Here is an 18687-nt window from a genome sequence, read left to right as displayed (position 1 = left end):
AAATATCATCGCCTCAACGATACTAGAACTATTTGATGGTAGCGTTTCTTTATTTTTAGCCGACCAAGAGGAGATATTTATCGGCGACTTATCCCCCATTCTCGAATCTCACTTAGACCGTTTATCGGAGTTAGAAAAAAAAGTCATATCCAGGTTTTCAGAATATGAAGCCGTAGATATTTCTCAACCACCTGGATTACGGGAATTTGCCAAATCAGAATTAACCGAAGCCATGCAATCATTAGGCAGACGGGGCTTAGTAGAAAAAATATCAGAGGGAGGGCGATCGCGGTTGCTTGTAAATCCTGTATTTAAACAGTTGCAACAGAATTCACTTTAATTGAGAAAAAAGATATTTCCAGTCAATTTGGGCAGGTCTTTCCCCCTGATTAATTAACTCAAATACGGTATTTTCTGTTTCTGGGTGACTAAGACATTCGACACAAGCAGTGGCTACATCAATGCGACTGGTTTGCCCTGATAAAATATCGCCTGTGCCGATGACCAATCCCAGTTTTCCCTCGGTAGTGGCCTTTAATAAGGTATTTAAATCATAAGAGGTAAATGGGCCGTCAATGAGTCTGGCTGGCCGAATAATTGTGTAAGGAATTCCTGAGTTGGCGATCGCCTTTTCGCCTTTTTCTTTTGCATCCAAAACTCCGAAACGATTTAAAATACTAAAAGGGGGTTTTTCTTTCCGCAAAATGCCACAAGAAGACACAAAAACAAACCTCCGTAAATCTTTGGCGGCAACCTCTACCAGGTTACTCACTCCCTCTGCATCCACTTTATCCGGGCTATTCTTGGCCTGAGAAATGCAATAATCCCGATTAAAATATATTTTCAGCCATTCTAAGAAACCCGGTAATCGCTGCCCTTGGTTGATACTCTCAAACTCCCATCGACTCGAAGGAAAAGCCGTGGTTCCGGTACAACAAATAATATAGTCAATATTTTCCATTGCCGGGGACAAAGTGGCGCGATCGCGGATATCACCTAAAACAATTTCTACCCGGTGATTTAAGGAATCATTAAACATTTTCTGGGCTGCAACCGCATCTCGCACTAAAACTCGGACGAAAAAGCCTTTTTCTAACAATTTGCCCACCGTAAGCTGTCCCACCCCTCCGGTAGCCCCCACCACTAAAACGCGATTTTTTCCCTGATTTTCTTTGGTGGTCATAAAGTCTCCTGATGATAGCAAAATTCAGGCAGCGATCGCCCTAAACATATGCCGGTCATTTTAACAGATTGTCGCCATCAACCCGGACGCCAAAAGTTATGCTTCAGTGACATGATGCTCGACGATCGTGAAAATTCTATCCAAATCAAATATTCAGAAGCAAAAATTGCCGCCACAAAAAAATTGGGGAAAGTTACACTTTTCCCCAACTCAAATTTAGCGAATCGTCAACTAAAAGCCACCTAAATAAAAAAATGGTAACTGTTATTTCCTTTTAGAAAGCACCCCGATGGTTTTTTAATGGATCCTGCTGGTAGTAGTCAGTGATGACTCAAGTGATTGACATCTAGGTTATTTACCTATGTTCTGATTATGGCAAAGGGATTTACCAAAAGGCAAGAGGGTTATTGCAAAAACCCATTTTTTTTACTCCCATTGGATAAATCAAACCTTTTTTGCAAGAGTTTTGTACGAGATTTTAGCCTATCATGTTTTCTCAAAAATCAGCGTGATCGATCAGCAAATCACTCCAAATATTTTTTCTGAGTCAAAATAAACAAATAACCAGAAAACAAACAATCAGGTTTCTGACAAAAACCTGGTTGTTTGTCTATTTCCATGATGACAAAAAACTTGCTGATGAGGCGATGAAGCGATCGCCGAATAATTTTTGAGAAATAATTTTTCACAAATAAAGCATCAACAGTGAAGAGTAAATTGCCGAATCTCTTCCCTGAATATTGTTTTGAAAAAAAATTGAGAAAAAGATGACCCTGATGGCATAAATTGCTGATGGCTTGGCTTTCTCTAATCAGAGACTATCCCATAACCTGATACTTGATTCAAGTTTAGGAGTCTCGGATTTATGAGGTTAATTAAATTATCCCCATTACCATTGACAAAAAGCAATAGGTCTATTGCAATTACCCACATTTTGACCCAATCAACAGATGATTGCAGGGGAAATGAAAGGTGAATTCTGACCCAATCAACAGATAATTGCAGGGGGAATTTAAGGCGATCGCCCCCCGGAGGTATATCCCCATAACCCTAATTAATAGACAAAAATGCTTTCCCAAGCTAAAAAGCCGATTGGCGCTCTTATCGGGGGGTTGGGGGGATCGATCCGTCCTGTTTGCCAGAATTGTCTAATCATTATCCCCGCTGATTGAGCGATCGCCGAAACTGAAAATCATTAAGCGGTGCGATAGGCAATCACCGCATAAAAAGGATCTCCTCCAGCCATCCCGAAAAACTGAAGAAAACTCGGCACCTCCGATCGCACCGCAATCACTTCAGGAACGCTAAATTTTTTAAATCCTTGTACGGAATTAAAATAGCCTTTCACCAACTCAACCCGATTCGCCTCCGAACCATCTCGCCATGCTTGAATCGCCTTGTGGTAAAACATCCGATTAGAAAAACTCACAATCGCCACCCCACCGGGTTTGAGAATTCGATGAATTTCGTGAAACACCGCTTCTGGGTATTGTAAATACTGCACCGAAACCGCATTCAACACCGCATCAAAACTTTGATCGGGTAAAGGCAGTTGAGGATTTTTATTCAAATCCTGCAAAAAATAATGATCAAAGCGGGTATTTTTTGCCAGTTCAGCCTGATTCAACCCGTGACCTTCTACATGAGAAAAATCCATCTCATCGGGCAAATGGGAAACCCAGCTACTCATCAGATCCAAAATCCGAGTATTCGGTTTTAGACGTTCTCGATATACATTGGTCAGTTGGTCGATAAACCCGTCATCCACATGGGTGACAAATCGGGGATAGGAATAAAACAGCGTATCATCAGACTCGTCTAATTTACAACGTTGAATCGGTGCAAGCAACATGAGTAATCAGTCAAGGTAAAAACAATGAATAATGATTTTCTATTTTATATAGAAATTTACTGGTTGAGTGTTGCTAAGTCCAGTTCAACCAGCACCAGAAGGGATTAGAACAGTCAATGGCGGCGATTTGCCCAAGGAAAATCAAGGGAACAAGATCGCCTTCTTGACCAGGGAATTAACCCTAGAGAGAATACACTTGACCATCCACCAACAAGCGGCTAATTCCTTTTGCCTCCAAATAGGGAGCCGTTTTTTGCAACATCCCCCCATCGGGAACCTTAATCACCCGCTGATTTCGATTAGAAAATCGTCTCGCCACTCGATGATTATCAAAAACCGGCAAAGTTCTTTGCTGGAATTCATTTAAAGAAATTTTTCCCAGTTCACTAAAATCTCCCAAAGGACGAGTAATCAACTCCCCACCTCGGTCTACCACAATATAACAAGGTCTGGGTAACTCAGCATTTTTAATCGGCAGGACTTCGACGACGGTTTGAGAAATTTTCCGAGGCCCACTAATGTATGGTTCATTATCCTCCTCATCATCCTCATCATCATAGTCGTCATCATCCTCATCATCAATATCATCATCATCGAGCAAATCTTCGCCCAGCATTTCATGTAAAGTGCTGGCTTCTGCTTGATAAATCTCGTCTACATCATCATCACGGGAACTTTCGATCTCTGCTTGATCTAACAGACTCAGTTGAGTGCCAGAATCGAATAACCCTTGTGATTCATTCGTCACCGAAGAACGCTTTCTCGGACGGCGGTTGTCTGCGAGAGGTGATACTACCTCTAATTCAGGGGCTGTCGGGACTACACGGCCCGATCGCTTCTCTTGAATTAGGGTTTCATATTCATGCTCAGATAAACTGCTTTTGAGGATGCGGCTAATCGTCGAACTACTCACCCCATAGCGACTAGCCAAGGTTAAAGTAGTTTCTCCCGGCTGTCGATAAAGTTCGATGATATCGCATTTGTCAGAATCAGATAATTTTCGAGAACTCATGCCGCCTCTGTAGTTAAGAGAATCTTGTTGCTATTACCCAATTAATATAATTTGCGCCACGCAGCGCGGGATCTTTCAATATAATACCAAACGGAAAAAGTTAATTATATCAAGATTTTATCTCAAATAGAACATTGACATCTTTATTTATACTTGTCATTTCTCCGAAAGTCGTTTGTCTCTCTACTGTAGGGGCGAATGGCCATATAGTCTTACGACTAATGCTTCGCAATGGAACCCCTACAGACCGTTCCCCGTTCCCTCAAACCAATAACCAATAACTAATAACCAATAACCAATGACATTACGACAAGCTATTAGCTTTGAGCTTTCACCTTTCAGCCGCAGAAATCTGGCTGAGAAGCTGAGAAGCTGACCTCCCGAAAAAAATAATCCGGAGATCAAAATCTCCTGATCGGCAGGAAATCTCACACTCCGGATCGGCAATTCAAGGACAATTCAAAGATCGGATCAACTAGAAGAGGAAGATCCACCTCGTCGGCGTCGGCCTTGACGGGAACGAGTGGAAATGTGATATTCCAAAACCGCACCAATACCAAACAGCACTGGAGAGAAAATCCAAAACACTTCCAAAAGGTTGCCACTTTGATAATTTTCAATCGATCTATCGGCGTATTTAAACCACATATCCGCAATATAAAGGGAAAAAGTCGCTGCGGCGATCATTTGCCAAGATTGGGAAAATTTACCGCCCCAAAAGGCCAAAAGCAGCGCTGTGGCAATAATCAAGAGAAATACATCAGCGACTACATAAAATAGTCCTACATAGTAGGAATATTTGGACAATTCGGTATCAATGGCCAAGATGATCCTTGGGGCAGTGGTGGAAAATTCGGGAATGACCGCTTCAGTTGCAGTCAAAGCACCTTCTGTGGGCATAGAAACCCAAAAGGCGAAAGCAATACCGAGGGCGGCAATTCCCAGTAATACTGCCCACTGCCAAATTTCCAGGTTGACGCGCTTGGAGAGAACTGCCAATACCATGCCCCAACCCAGACAGATATAGGTAATCAGAAAAAATATATCTCCCAAAGTCACATCTGGCTGTAACTGCCAAATTAGTTCCCAGCAGCCAAACAATATATCGCCGATCGCGTATGACAGCAGCCCGATCCCAATTGCCAGCCAAACCGTCCGTCCGCTGACCACCTGTGGAGAACGCCAATTTCTCAAACACAGAATGCCTCCGGCCAAAAATGCGACCACTTCAAAAATCAAAGTACCAATTGAATACCAAAGCGGTCGTTCCTCACCGGGAGGAGTAACACTGAATAGCAGAAAAAACAACAGAGCAAAGACCGCCCAAGCAATGCCGGCGACAATCAAATTTTGGGCTGATAGCAACGGTTGAGAACTGCTTAACTTTTCTGAGCTTGTACGCATAGGACATCCCAAAAGGTTAACTCGCTGTTTGCGGATCGCAAAGACATATGAATGGATATAACTTTGCGGTTCTCGCTTCTTCAGGCGGAATCCAGGATCGGGTTCAGATCAATCCTATTTGTCCTGGGAGTTCCGGATCAATTGTTACAGATTGTGATTTAATCTGTTCCCCAGAGCTTACCTAGGGGATATTGATTCATCCAATCAACAAACTGCTTGCGCTCACTTTGTTGCAAGTCTTCCAAGGCATCAACGGCTCCAGCAGTAAAGCTGTCATTGCCAAAATATTGTTTGCCAAGATTAAAGAGTTCTTGCAACAAGGTAGTTATATGATGCTCCTGCCATGCGGGCATCTTGTCTTCTAAAGGATTCATCTCAAGTAGCTGACTCACCGCCTTGGGAGAATCGACTTGGGGGAATTTCCACTTTTGCATGATTTGAGCAATGTCCTTCTGAAAGGCAGAAGCTTGCCGGTTGCCAAGCAAATCTTCAATATCGAAGTACACCGCTTGCATTAGTAGTAAAGAAGCTTGGGTCAACACGGCGGTAGATGCCGTTCCAGCCCCGCTGGTGTCGTCACCAAGTTGTTCTATTTTTATTTTTCCCCAAACACTGTATCTGTCAGGCTCTTCGAGCAGGACACAAGCTTTCCCACGGTTATCAGTCAGATCCCGCCAGAAAGCTCTTGCCTCTTCCGCTTGAGCCGCACCAAATACGTTAATCAAACGAAAGCTTTGACCTTGATAGTTCAGAATTGGAATCTGCTGACCCGTTTTGGGGTGCTGAACACTAGAGATTTCAACATCCTGCCGTTTCAGAATAAACATGACACTGCCAATTAAATCTTTGTGGCTTGCCTGGGCTACAATAGCCCTTGGGTGTTCCCGCCTTCGCGGGAATGACAAGGTGATTCTCTGGACAGTCGCCTGCGCCTGAGACGTTTAATCAGTGAGAGGCGGTCTGCCGGAGAATGTTGTCTCCGTCGGCTCACCAATGGATTGATGATTTTACGGAGACAGTTGCCTGATTCATAATTTACTGCTTTACTGTACATTTATCACTATCTTGGATCAGACTGTTCTCAGTTCCCTCCTGGAGGCGATCGCTCATATTTTTGATTTCTTAGACCACTATGGACATATTTTGATACCATATATTAATGTGAAAGGTATCGCAAACCTTGTTTGATCTTTTTTTAGATCCAAATTGGCGAAAATCGTGATATACTATACCAGCACGATCGCTTGGGTGCGTAACTCAGATGGATAGAGTAGCGGACTTCTAATCCGTTTGTCACAGGTTCGAATCCTGTCGCACCCGTTCAAAATATCTGGAAACCTTGATAAACCCGCTCATGGGCGATCGCGACTATGACCAGACTATGACCCCTATCGGCGATCGGTTCAATGGCTTGCCCCTAGATAGATCCCTTGATAGAGCGATGCCATGATCAGGGGAAACTATTCCCATATTCCCGTAAATACCCTTGTTTTGCTGTATTATGCTCAAGTGCTAATCAGTGAAATATAGGTTAACGGATAATATTATCAATGAAGTTAACCCTCTACAAGCCTTATGCTGTAAGGAAATAATTTAAAAGCCCGTGACGAGGATTGAACTCGTGACCTCACCCTTACCAAGGGTGTGCTCTACCACTGAGCTACACGGGCGCTGGTACTTTAAACCAGGTTTAGAAATATAAATAAACCCATATTTGGTTTGTGGTGGGCCGGGCTGGATTTGAACCAGCGTAGGCGTAGCCAGCGGATTTACAGTCCGCCCCCATTAACCTCTCGGGCACCGACCCTTTTGAACCCACAGTTATATATCCTAGCACAAAAATTTTGAAATGCAACTGTTTTTACAAAAAATTTTTTTTTGATAGTTCCCGGGCGCTGATTAAATCCCTGGATGATTTCTTCAGAGAGGATGGTTTGATGCCCGCAAAGGCTGATGGTTAAGGCTTGTCGGCTTGATTGCCCTTAGTTCGGGCAGAACGCCCCGATGATGATTTACTCGACTGACCAGATTGGGTGCGATCGCGCAAGGGAAAATCACTTTCATCATAGATTTCCCCCACCAGTTCTTCGAGAATATCTTCTAAGGTCACTAATCCCACGGTGCCACCGTATTCATCCACAACAATGGCAATATGGAATCGTTGTTGGAGCATTTCCTTAAGTAAATCCGCCACCCGCTTAGTTTCTGGAACATAAACCGGAGGATCCATTAATTCCGTCACCGGCAAACTGGTGCCGAATGAAGCGGATGTAGAGGGGCGATCTCCACGATCCGCTTCTCCTTGCCAATTGCCCAAATAGGGTAAAGCTTGCTTCAAATGAACCACCCCGACAATGCGATCTTTCGATTCTTCTTGGACGGGAATCCGAGAATATCCCGTCTCCAGACACAAATCAACCAAATCTTCCACTGTGGCTTGATGGGAAATCGTCCGCATCTCAATCCGAGGTTTCACCACTTCTCTGGCACTGAGGCTATCCAGCATCAGGGCTTTGTTCAAGAGTCGATGTTTATACAAATCTAACTGACCCTTGCCCCCCAGAATTTCGATCATTAACTGTAAATCTTTAACCGACTCCCCTGGTTGTACGGCGTTGCGTTGAACCAAATTAATGATCGTCTGAGTAATTTTTTCCAAAAACTGGACAATTCCAAAGGCCGAGAGGAGTCGGGACAAACCATAAACTGGGGGAACGGCCAGTTTAAACAAGGGAATCACATTATTGATAGCCAGAGACTTGGGCGTAATTTCCCCAAAAATCAACAACAACAAGGTAATTGCAGCCGTGGCGAGTCCCAACCCCGCAGGCCCTACCCAAATCGCAAAAAGGTTGCTCGTGAGAATCGCCGAAAAATTATTGACCAGGTTATTGCCGATTAACAAGGTCGTAATAAACCGACTCCGTTTATGGAGCACCAGAGTAAAGATCCGGTTGGGGTCTCCCTGTTCTTTGATTAAAGCTCTCAGTTTCAGATTATCCAGCGCTGTAATTGCGGTTTCCGATCCAGAGAAAAAAGCCGAACAAGTCACCATCAAAACCAAGACCCCAAGATCAATCCAAATATTGCCCAAGAGGGGGCGGATTTCTGAGGCAGCTAAAAGGTAAAACGAAATCGGGGAAGAAATCACTTTGGCCGGTGAATGAATGTGCAATTATCAATCTTAATCAAATCAGTCCTGAGAAACTGGAAATCTGTGTGTTCAGTTTATCCAAAGTCGTTCAATGGTCAGGTGGGTTCAGGGAAGATGCTCGAACTGCGTTCACGAAGTGTCCCGGAGGGAATCACTGAATTGTGAGCATATCTTAACAAATGACTACACTCTCAAGATCCAGCCACCGACCATCCTCACCATTACCTAAGTGACTATTTCTTGGCCTAAGCTTATCACTAAAATGAGAAAAATTTCTGAGTAAGTAACTTACGTATCAATCAAAACAATTAAGCAAATATCACCGAACAGGACGATGTTGCTGCCAGATAAATCTGGTTAATTCATGGAAATTATTGAAATTATTGAATTTTACAAATCTTGTCGGACAATTAGTGAGACAGATTTTTTGCTGATATGCGCTCACTTTTGCCACTTTTTTATGCCATGCCATAAAAATCACTTAAAGTAGAATTAAATTCAGAAACCGGGTTTCTTAAGCCTGCCCCCGCAGAGGCGAGGGTTAAGTTTTGCTTGGGTGGCAAGAGTTAACCCTTTCAACCCGGTTTCTTGAATGGTCAAAGATGATGGCGATGCCGAATCTAGTCGGAGTAGCCGGGAAGCATTTTAATTAAATGAGTAGGCAGCTTGGACAGCCCAAGCGATTAGGCAGCCAATGCTGCCTAAAATGATTACAGCGGATAGAGCGATCGCCCCTTGGCGATCGGCTCCGTCAAATTTCATAATTCCTCGGTTAAAGTCTGACATGGCGGATTTGCTCCCATAAGGGAAAAAATTTCAGAGATTGTACAGCGCAGACCGGCACAGACAATCGCTGTCTGAGTCTGCGTAGCAATCTATATAATTGATTTTACTTCAGGATTTGGGCAGACTGCTGCATCATCCTTGAGTAAATTTCCCCAGTAACCTTCCCAATCATAGAGTGTAATTTACCAAACAGGCATGAAAATCTTGCTTGTAGTCAAACCAGTCTTGGTGTATTTTGGTTAAGATATATGAATGAAGAGCAAAAAAGCTCCATTTGAGGCAGATATTATTCATAGACAAGCCGACTGCATGGGCAAAAAGCCAATTATTGCCATATCTCACTTAGGATGCGAAAAAAATCGCATCGATACAGAACATATGCTCGGTCTGCTAGTATCCGCTGGCTACGAAGTCGATGCCAACGAAGAACTCGCAGACTATGTAATCGTAAATACCTGTAGTTTTATTGAAGCCGCCCGGGCTGAATCCGTTCGGACCCTGGTGGAACTGGCGGAAGACAATAAAAAGATTGTGATTACCGGCTGCATGGCCCAACACTTCCAAGCAGAATTGCTCGAAGAATTGCCAGAAGCAGTAGCCGTAGTCGGTACAGGCGACTATCATAAGATTGTTGATGTTATTACTCGCGCTGAAGCAGGAGAAAGGGTTAAAGAAGTTTCCGCCGAACCCACTTATCTGGCTGACGAAACGGTTCCCCGTTATCGCACAACTCCTGAACCGTTTGCTTATCTACGGGTAGCAGAAGGGTGTGATTATCGCTGTTCTTTTTGTATCATTCCGCATTTACGCGGCAATCAGCGATCGCGCCCCATAGAATCGATTGTCGCTGAAGCCGAACAACTGGCATCCCAGGGGGTGCAAGAGATTATCCTAATCTCTCAAATCACCACCAACTATGGCCTGGATCTCTACGGGCGTTGCGTACTAGCCGAACTACTCCGAGCCCTGGGGAAAGTAGATGTACCTTGGATTCGGATTCACTACGCTTATCCCACGGGCTTAACCCCCCAAGTGATTGCGGCGATCAAAGAAACTCCCAATGTTTTGCCATATTTAGATTTACCACTTCAGCACTCTCATCCAGAGATTTTGCGAATGATGAATCGTCCTTGGCAAGCTGGAGTCAACGATCGCATTCTGGAAAATATTAAAACAGCGCTACCAGAAGCGGTAGTCCGCACCAGTTTTATCGTCGGTTTTCCGGGGGAAACCGAAGAACACTTTGACCATTTGTGGCAATTTGTCCAACGCCATGAATTTGATCATGTCGGGGTCTTCACCTTTTCACCGGAAGAAGGAACCCCAGCGGCTCACTTATCCAACCAAGTTGCTCAAGAAACGATGGAGGAGCGTCGGGATGCGCTGATGCGACTTCAACAACCCATATCTTTGCAGAAAAATCAAGCAGAAGTTGGCAAAATTGTCAATGTTTTGATTGAACAAGAAAATCCCCAAACTGGAGAATTTATTGGTCGTAGTCCCAGATTTGCTCCAGAAGTCGATGGACTGGTTTATGTGCAGGGTCAGGCGAGTATTGGGGAGATCGTCCCGGTACTTGTCACCGGCGCTGATGTCTATGACTTATATGGTGAAGTCGCTTCGGACTAAGACCGGGCGACCATAGCCAACCATTAGCCTAGGCTGAAGGTTGGCAACGTCCAGTGAGTTGCTGAAAACCCAATGAATGAGCCCCTGTACTGGGATGCTCTCATGTTCGATCAGTTCACAACATACATTTTAATTTAATCAATTATTAAACGGTGTTCTGGACTGCAAGCTGGCTCAAAAACCAACAAAAGATGGCAATCTCTGGGCAGTCAATGATGTTAAAGCAAATACTTATTTACTGAAAAGGCTGCAATCAATCAGCCTTGGCTCTGATTCTAATGTTGTTAGGAGATTAAATGACTCTTTCCTTTGAAACTATCGGTATTTCCGAAGCTCGTGTCAATCATTTAGAAAAAATAGGCTTCCAAAACCCAACAGAAATTCAAATTCAAGCTATTCCCCATCTCTTGGCCGGTCGGGATGTGGCAGGAAAAGCTCAAACAGGGACGGGGAAAACGGCGGCGTTTTCTCTACCCATGTTGGAGCGGCTGAGTCCCGAAGGACAGGAAGTTCAAGCACTGATTTTAACTCCGACTCGTGAGTTGGCGGTACAGGTGACTGATGCGATTCGCGATCTGAGTGGAGATCGTCGCATCCGAGTGTTGTCGGTTTACGGAGGTCAAGCTATTGACCGCCAAATCCAACGCTTAAAACGGGGCATTGATATTATCGTCGGCACTCCCGGTCGGATTCTGGATCTACTCGATCGCGGCTGCCTGAAACTGGATCAACTGAAGTATCTAGTTCTGGATGAAGCCGATGAAATGTTGAGCATGGGCTTTATTCAAGATGTAGAACGGATCCTGGAAGCGTCACCCCCAGAACGCCAGACCGCGTTTTTCTCAGCGACAATGGATGACTCGATTCGTCGCCTGATTCAAAAGCACCTGAAGGATCCGGTCACGGTGGTGATTCAGCAGCCAAAAGCGACTCCAAAACGGATCAATCAAGTGGTGTACATGGTGCCCCGTGGCTGGTCGAAAATGCGGGCACTCTACCCAATTTTAGAATTAGAAGACCCGGAATCCGCTTTAATCTTTGTGCGGACACGGCGAGCCGCAGCCGAACTGACCAGTCAACTACAATCGATGGGTTACAGTGCGGATGAATACCACGGTGATTTGAATCAGTCACAACGGGAACGGTTATTAAACCGTTTACGCCAACAGCAGGTCCGTTGGATTGTGGCCACGGATATCGCCGCACGGGGGCTAGATATCGATCACCTGACTCATGTGATTAATTATGATTTACCGGACAATGTGGAAAGCTATATCCACCGCATTGGGCGTACCGGACGGGCAGGTCGCGAAGGCACGGCCATTTCTTTGATTCAGCCATTTGACCGGCGCAAGCTGACCCAAATTGAGCGGCAAGTGGGGCAAAAATTATATATTCGCTCGTTGCCGAGTCGCTCGCAAATTGAAGCACGGCATTTGGAAAAACTGCAAAATCAAGTGCTGGAAACCCTGAAAGGAGAGCGCTTGGCTTCTTTCTTGCCGATTGTTTCTCAGTTGAGCGAGGAGTATGAACCGCACGCGATCGCCGCAGCGGCTTTACAAATGGCTTATGATAAAATTCGCCCGATTTCGGCTCTCAGCGAAAAAGATGATGAGTTAGATGCTGTGGATGAAGAATTTTACAAACAGACATCAACACCTAAGCCTAAATTACGGAAGACTTCTTCATCTTCTTCTAAACAGAAATAGTCTTTATTTCATCGGTTCATCCTGAATTTAGGTAAAAAATTTAGGTAAAAAAATTGCCTGTCCGCATCCATTTTGGGGCGAACGGCAATTTTTTTAATTAATAATGATTAAATTAATTGCCCGTGGCTGAACGTCCTTGTTTGCCCAAACGAACGACTACAAACCAAGTAAAACAAATGGCATAAAACATTAAGCCGACAATTCCTAAAAAGCCCAAAAAACCAGGACTGCTGTTAGCATGGAACATTTCTTTATAGCCCCAAGGAGCATCTAACCAAATGCGACAAGATGGTTCACCTAAAATCATATTTTTAGGCCAAAATCCACAGCGAGTCACGGGAATTTGTAGCAATGCGCCCACGGTCATATAAACGGTCATCGCCCATCGCCAAGCGGTGAAAGAAAGCTTCAAGAGTGAATCGGGCTGCTCTTCAATTTCTTCGTTGAGGTCTACCCAAAACCAAAGAGAAATGGGAATCAAAATCCGAGCGGCGATCGCGGAAATAAAGCTAATCGGTAACGCCGCAATCATTAAATAAACAGTAATCGCTAATAAACTGGAAACTTTCCAATAAATTGTGACTAAATGTTGAATTGCATCGGATTTTACGGTAAATGACCAAATTAGTAATATGAGAGGAATTAGTACGGTAAAAATTACCGCTAATCGGTAGTCCATCCAGACTAGATGTTCCGTTAGGGTCATAATTTTTTAGACAGTAAAATTAGAGATCGATGAGTGGTGACTATCCAGGAATGTGGCAGTTCTCCAGATATTTGACAACCAACATTTCTGAGTCATCAAAGCATAACAATTAAAGCTACAGCTACTGGAAAATCTAAAAATACAAGCAGCTAGAATTTCCGCTCAAGAAATCTAGCTGCTTGTGAGGGTCAGTGATGCCAGGATGATTTAATAAAAAGACTTAAGCCGATTTAGTCATCATACAGCCGACACTCAGCAGCATCGGGATTATCATCACAATATTTTTCAAAGGAATTTTTGGGTTTGACTTGTTTTTGGTGAGATGCTTCAGCTTGCAATTCTTCCACTGCATCCCAAGCTGCTGCACATTCCGCAGAATTCCCTCCATTGACATCACAAACAGCGCGGGCATTTTGAAGTTCTTTTTCGAGTTCCTGTTTGATATCGCTCATAATGTCCTGATTCTCAACAACTTTGGCATTTTAGTCAGGAGAACTGACTAATGATGCTTTGATCCTGATTAATCGCTCCAGAGTGGCTGATTGCCTGACCCTAGAGGCGATCGCTTGTCAGCCCTTTTCCCTGACTTTGAGACGAATGGGAGTCACGGTGACGCTCATTTCATCTCTGGGAACCCAGGGAACGGCTTAGTCAGCCCTAAGATAACTGCTCTTTTTTGGTGATACACCAAACAAAGGATGCCTAAAATTCGCTCTTTTCATCAGGGAATATTGGATCCTCGCGGTTGGCTTTTCTTGTGTACAGTGTATCCGTGAGAGCCACCTTTTACTATATGTTAACTTATGTTACATAGGGATCGTTAAATAGTGATCGATATTTTCTACCAGACTATATATATTCTGTGTAGTTCTACAATAAACCCTAAAAGCAGATCAAGCATTCCTGAAAATAGAGCCAAGAAGAGGATCGAGGATGGAACAGACCCAGGCAAACCGAATGAAGTGGGCAAATGCCTTATCAACCCGTGCGTCTCTGGAAGCCGCACTGAATGAGGTCATAGAACAAGCTGAACAACAATTAGACGGATCGGCGTCTTTGGCTTTGATCTTTATTTCTTCAGCCTTTGCCAGTGAATATTCCCGGGTCATGCCTTTGTTACGGGAAAAACTAAAAAGTCAGCCCAAGGTGATTGGCTGTTCTGGCGCGGGGATTGTGGGGATGTCGCCGGACGGCACAACCCAAGAACTCGAAGGCAAACCGGCGATTAGTTTAACCTTGGCCTATCTGCCTGGAGTCGAGGTGCAAACATTTCATATTTCTGCCGCTGAGTTGCCGGATTTAGATAGTCCTCAGACGGACTGGGTGGATCTCGTAGGAGTCCCTCAAGCCCATCAGCCTCAGTTTGTGCTGTTAGCAGATCCCATGACTGCCAGAATTAATGATCTGTTGCAAGGACTGGATTTTGCTTATTCCGGTTCGGTGAAAATTGGTGGACTCGCCAGTGGTGGAGTTTCCATGAACTCCGTGGCGTTGTTCTGCCACGATCGCATATACCGAGAAGGGACGGTGGGAGTAGCTTTGATCGGTGATATTGTGATTTCGACGATTGTGGCTCAAGGGTGTCGTCCCATTGGTGAACCCTTCCGAGTAGTTTCGGGCGATCGCAATATTGTCACGGAATTAGAATCGACGATCCATACAGGCACCCCCCAGTCACCCCTAGCCGTGCTGCAAGAACTGATCGAAAGTCTTTCCGAAGCAGATCGAGAACTGGCACAGCATTCTTTATTTGTCGGGGTGGTGCGGGATGAGTTTAAACAAGCGTTGGCACCGGGAGATTTTTTGATTAGAAATTTACTTGGAGTCGATCCCCGAAGTGGTGCGATTGCCATTGGCGATCGCGTGCGAACTGGGCAACGGATTCAATTTCATTTACGAGATGCGAAAACTTCCGCCGAAGACTTGGAAATGCTCCTGTTGCGGTATCAAGAACAAAGCTTTAAAACCAATGCCGTCGGGGCTTTAATGTTTTCTTGTTTGGGACGGGGACAATACCTCTATGGTCAGCCTAACTTTGATTCCAAACTATTTCACAAATATCTGTCTAATTTGCCTTTGAGCGGATTTTTCTGTAATGGCGAAATTGGGCCGGTTGGTGGCAGCACTTTTCTCCACGGCTATACCTCAGTGTTTGGCATCTGCCGCCAACCTTGACCGGGATGATCTTAGAGAAACTTCACCCCACCCCAGACAATTGCCCGATCGCCCTTCAACGAGGCGCGTGCAGTTCCAAGGTGATGTTGTTATCTTTAATCATCGGTTGCCCATTTCCGTTTGTGCTGCTGAAACTTTGGAAATATTCACGCACTTTAGGGGGAAATTGGGGAAAATCACACCAAGCATCTCCGCAGGCAATATCTGCCCAAAAGTAACGCAAAAACGGGGCGAATTCTTCGCAGAGTGGTTGGGGCAAACTCAACGGCGGAACCGATAACAGCCGCATCATAAATGGGTAGCTGCGATCAGCCATTAATTGACGTGATTTCGCCGGCAGATCCGGCCAAGCGGGGAGGGACTCCACCCGATGGGAAGCAATCTGTAAAGTCTGTCTTCCCCTGGCATCAGTTCTAAACTCTAAAATTCTATAGGGATGGGGATAACTGACTAAAGACCCCGTAGTCACATCGTACAAACCCTGCTGACAAGCAATATGTTGGGCGTGTAAATGGCCTGTAAATACTAACTGCACCCCATATCTTGCCAGGAGTTGTCGGAGTTCCCCCGCATTATCCAACATATACCGCCGCCCCATCGCATGGTTGGATTGGTCTGGTAAATGTTCCACCACATTATGATGCACCATCACCAAGACGAGTTCTTGGTGTGCATTGGCTCGGATCAAGACATCTTCTAGCCATTGCAATTGTGCTTCGTCCAGTCGCCCTAGTTGATTGCCTTGGGCATCGAATATATTAGAATTTAAGGCAATTAATCGGACTCCAGGGAGCATTTCACAAGTGTAATAGAGGGATTCAGGATTCTCGTAACCAGATTTTTGGTAGTAGTGGCCAAATTCTGTCCAGCCAATCGACTGATGATTTGACTTTAAAACAGGGATATCGTGATTGCCCGGAATCACATAAACCGGAAAAGGCAAACGAACTAACCGAGAAGCTAACCAAGCATGGTTATCTGGCTCCCCGTGATGGGTTAAATCTCCTGTAAGTAAGAGAAAATCAATTTTGGCGTTGGCTTGAGCTAAACGCTCGAATACCAATTCGAGGGCTGGGATGCTAATTTCAATCAGATGAAAAGGACTTTTACTGTTTTCAATGGTATGAGGCAGAGCCACATGAGGATCGCTGACGATCGCAAAACGAAAATTCAGATTCATTTGTAATTGATTAAAAAAGTTATAATTGGATGATATAGCGGACAATAATTGGTGTTAAATGGTTATTTAATGGTTATTTAATGGTTCTTTAATTGTTCTGTTGATTGTGCTTTTGAACGATTGAGAACTTTCTGACTTAAATTGAAAATTAATCGCGTTCTAGAGGACAACGATGAGTCAATTCGATATGTATGAATCCGACAATTTGTCAGAAAATTTGTCAGAAAATTTGTCAGATTTGATCGCGCCCATTTCTAGCAATCGAAGCAGTCAATCCGGTTTACCGCCATCTACCAATGCCAAAACCAGGGAGATTTTGGCCAAGACTGCCAAAAATATTGACTCATCGGCTATGACTCCAGAAGAGTCAACCGAGGACTCATCTTGGGAAACGGTGAATTTTCCTGGTGCTATGAGTGTGGATGACTTGGAATTGGAACAAGAGGAGGTGACACCTGTGGAACCAGAGGCACCTAACTTACTACCTCTAGACTACTATAAATTGACGATCGCCCAGATCATTGAGGCACAAAAGCTTGTCACCAAAGGCGAGGAGCCATCGGCTTCTGGGGAACCAGAATTGTGTGAAGAAATTGAACATCTGGAAAATTTATTATCACAATATCAGCGCTTTGTAGAAGATCAACAATTGAATGCTGAAGCCCAACAAGCACAGCTTGACGAAAAAACTCGCGCATTACAGGCGGCGCAAGCGCAGATTAAGCATTTGACGGAAGAGTTAGCGGTTTGTCAAGAAAAAATTCAGGATCAGCTTTACAGCATCGCTGACTTATCCAAAAAATGGCAACAAAGTCAAGAGCGTTTAGCCCAACTGGAACGAGAATGCGCCACCACTGTGCAACTTTATCACCAACAAGTTCACCTAAACTTACAAGCGGCCAATACTTGCCGGGAGTTACGAGATCGTTTAAATCGGCAACAACGTCAATCTTTACAGTTTAAAGCCGCTTTAGAAAAATCTTTAGAAAATCAACAATCCGCACGGCAAAAAGAACTTGAAGGCGTCACCGTGACTGATTCCAGGGATTATTCTCTGAATCTAGAAGAGGATTTTTCCGGGGAAATTGCCTCAGACCGCACGGAAGAACCGATCGCGGTGTCTCCATGGGGTGTGGTGCCTAAGTCAGTGCCGATTCAACCTTGGTACACAACGTCTTCAAAAACATCGGTGTTTGAGTTGGAGGAAAAACTAGAGCGAATGACGGAAACACCTGAGTTGCCTCCGTCCGCATCTTGCTCCCCTGGATCCGCACCAGCCGCTGATCGGCTTCAGTCGGCGAATTCATTGAGTTTACCAATGGTGAGCCCCCGCCCGGAAACCAAGGAAACCCAAAACCAGATTTTGAACTGGCCGGAAGAAGACAATTTAATTCAAACGATTCGGGATATGGTCAGTCCAGCCGCCAACGGCAGTCTTCCCCCAGGGTCGGTGTCAGAAGGTCACGAGTCTGCTGATTTGCCTATCTCAGCCCAAGGGACTGATCTGGCAAATTCCCATGAGGCCTTAGCAACCACTTTGGCAAGCACTTCAGTGGTTGTCGGATCGACTTACCGGACTGAGTTCCAGCCGAATTCAGGAGATAATTCAGCCAATTCCCATAGTGATTTACCGGAACTTTTAGGATTGGCGGAGCCGATAAAGCCGATGAATCCGATGAATTCTCCAGGGGGGGAACCGACCCAAAATTGGCCAGCGCCTGTGGTTTATCCAGAACGTTCAGCCAAGAAACGGCGATCTCTCGCAGCGGTGGAATTGCCCCGCTTTCCCACAAAATAAGTGCTTGGGTTGCAGCAAAGCGGGGTGTAGGGGGAAGGGTGTAGGGTGTAGGGTGTAGGGTGTAGGGTGTAGGGGGAAGGGTGTAGGGTGTAGGGGAAG

Annotated in this window: 16 protein-coding genes, 3 tRNA genes and 1 pseudogene; 8 read left to right on the top strand and 12 right to left on the bottom strand. The window is 44.8% G+C overall.

The window, feature by feature from the left end; genetic code table 11:
* Positions 1-340: pseudogene (locus tag AM228_RS34285) on the top strand (ATPase); the annotation flags it as partial.
* On the opposite strand, the gene AM228_RS15205 reads toward AM228_RS34285, so the two are convergent.
* Positions 332-1183, bottom strand: a complete 852-nt coding sequence (locus tag AM228_RS15205) for an SDR family oxidoreductase (RefSeq protein ID WP_054466943.1) — start codon at positions 1181-1183, stop codon at positions 332-334. The pseudogene AM228_RS34285 and the gene AM228_RS15205 overlap by 9 nt on opposite strands.
* Positions 1184-1231: 48 nt before the next feature.
* On the opposite strand from AM228_RS15205, the gene AM228_RS15200 reads away from it, so the two are divergent.
* Complete coding sequence (locus tag AM228_RS15200) at positions 1232-1429, top strand: hypothetical protein (RefSeq protein ID WP_054466942.1); 198 nt, start codon at positions 1232-1234, stop codon at positions 1427-1429.
* 949 nt (positions 1430-2378) lie between these two features.
* Here the strand turns inward: AM228_RS15200 and AM228_RS15195 are convergent.
* From AM228_RS15195 to AM228_RS15180, 4 genes are all read right to left on the bottom strand, one after another.
* Positions 2379-3035: a class I SAM-dependent methyltransferase gene (locus tag AM228_RS15195; protein ID WP_054466941.1), complete on the bottom strand. Its 657-nt coding sequence runs from the start codon at positions 3033-3035 to the stop codon at positions 2379-2381.
* 181 nt (positions 3036-3216) lie between these two features.
* Complete coding sequence (locus AM228_RS15190) at positions 3217-4047, bottom strand: hypothetical protein (RefSeq protein ID WP_054466940.1); 831 nt, start codon at positions 4045-4047, stop codon at positions 3217-3219.
* 471 nt (positions 4048-4518) lie between these two features.
* On the bottom strand, positions 4519-5451 hold the full coding sequence (locus AM228_RS15185; RefSeq protein WP_054466939.1) for a hypothetical protein: 933 nt from the start codon (positions 5449-5451) through the stop codon (positions 4519-4521).
* A 158-nt stretch (positions 5452-5609) separates the two neighbouring features.
* Positions 5610-6278 carry an Npun_F0813 family protein gene (locus tag AM228_RS15180; RefSeq protein WP_054466938.1) on the bottom strand — a complete coding sequence of 223 codons (669 nt, stop codon included), beginning with the start codon at positions 6276-6278 and terminating at the stop codon, positions 5610-5612.
* Positions 6279-6697: 419 nt separating this feature from the next.
* Here AM228_RS15180 and AM228_RS15175 point away from each other — a divergent pair.
* Positions 6698-6771: transfer RNA gene (locus AM228_RS15175), tRNA-Arg, on the top strand.
* Between the two features lie 278 nt (positions 6772-7049).
* Here AM228_RS15175 and AM228_RS15170 read toward each other — a convergent pair.
* From AM228_RS15170 to AM228_RS34280, 4 genes are all read right to left on the bottom strand, one after another.
* Positions 7050-7121 (bottom strand) — tRNA-Thr (locus AM228_RS15170).
* Positions 7122-7173: 52 nt separating this feature from the next.
* Positions 7174-7258, bottom strand: a tRNA-Tyr gene (locus AM228_RS15165).
* Positions 7259-7408: 150 nt separating this feature from the next.
* Entirely contained in the window at positions 7409-8602 is a 1194-nt protein-coding gene (locus AM228_RS15160) for a hemolysin family protein (RefSeq protein ID WP_054466953.1), read from the bottom strand.
* A gap of 648 nt (positions 8603-9250) precedes the next feature.
* Positions 9251-9391, bottom strand: a complete 141-nt coding sequence (locus AM228_RS34280) for a hypothetical protein (RefSeq protein ID WP_054466937.1) — start codon at positions 9389-9391, stop codon at positions 9251-9253.
* A 309-nt stretch (positions 9392-9700) separates the two neighbouring features.
* Here AM228_RS34280 and rimO point away from each other — a divergent pair, with 309 nt between their 5' ends.
* Together rimO and AM228_RS15145 are read left to right on the top strand one after the other, a co-directional pair.
* Positions 9701-11020, top strand: coding sequence for a 30S ribosomal protein S12 methylthiotransferase RimO (gene rimO, locus AM228_RS15150; protein WP_054466952.1), 1320 nt, complete (start codon positions 9701-9703; stop codon positions 11018-11020).
* Positions 11021-11316: 296 nt separating this feature from the next.
* Positions 11317-12729 carry a DEAD/DEAH box helicase gene (locus AM228_RS15145; protein WP_054466936.1) on the top strand — a complete coding sequence of 471 codons (1413 nt, stop codon included), beginning with the start codon at positions 11317-11319 and terminating at the stop codon, positions 12727-12729.
* Positions 12730-12841: 112 nt separating this feature from the next.
* On the opposite strand, the gene AM228_RS15140 is transcribed toward AM228_RS15145, so the two are convergent.
* The gene (locus AM228_RS15140; protein WP_231636809.1) at positions 12842-13435 is read right to left on the bottom strand and encodes a DUF3177 family protein; all 594 of its coding nucleotides are present in this window, start codon (positions 13433-13435) and stop codon (positions 12842-12844) included.
* 230 nt (positions 13436-13665) lie between these two features.
* Entirely contained in the window at positions 13666-13887 is a 222-nt protein-coding gene (locus tag AM228_RS15135) for a Calvin cycle protein CP12 (RefSeq protein WP_054466935.1), read from the bottom strand.
* Between the two features lie 58 nt (positions 13888-13945).
* Here AM228_RS15135 and AM228_RS32780 point away from each other — a divergent pair, with 58 nt between their 5' ends.
* Together AM228_RS32780 and AM228_RS15130 are read left to right on the top strand one after the other, a co-directional pair.
* The gene (locus tag AM228_RS32780) at positions 13946-14086 is read left to right on the top strand and encodes a hypothetical protein (RefSeq protein ID WP_156331816.1); all 141 of its coding nucleotides are present in this window, start codon (positions 13946-13948) and stop codon (positions 14084-14086) included.
* Between the two features lie 306 nt (positions 14087-14392).
* Positions 14393-15610, top strand: a complete 1218-nt coding sequence (locus AM228_RS15130) for an FIST N-terminal domain-containing protein (RefSeq protein WP_082348890.1) — start codon at positions 14393-14395, stop codon at positions 15608-15610.
* A gap of 55 nt (positions 15611-15665) precedes the next feature.
* Here AM228_RS15130 and AM228_RS15125 read toward each other — a convergent pair whose 3' ends face one another.
* Entirely contained in the window at positions 15666-16790 is a 1125-nt protein-coding gene (locus tag AM228_RS15125) for a metallophosphoesterase (RefSeq protein ID WP_054466933.1), read from the bottom strand.
* A 172-nt stretch (positions 16791-16962) separates the two neighbouring features.
* On the opposite strand from AM228_RS15125, the gene AM228_RS15120 reads away from it, so the two are divergent.
* A complete protein-coding gene (locus AM228_RS15120) occupies positions 16963-18588 on the top strand; it encodes a hypothetical protein (protein ID WP_156331815.1) in 1626 nt (541 codons plus the stop codon).
* Positions 18589-18687: the final 99 nt, after the last annotated feature.

Source organism: Planktothricoides sp. SR001, from assembly GCF_001276715.1.
Lineage (GTDB): Bacteria > Cyanobacteriota > Cyanobacteriia > Cyanobacteriales > Laspinemataceae > Planktothricoides > Planktothricoides raciborskii.
This window is presented reverse-complemented; position numbering and strand designations above follow the sequence as displayed.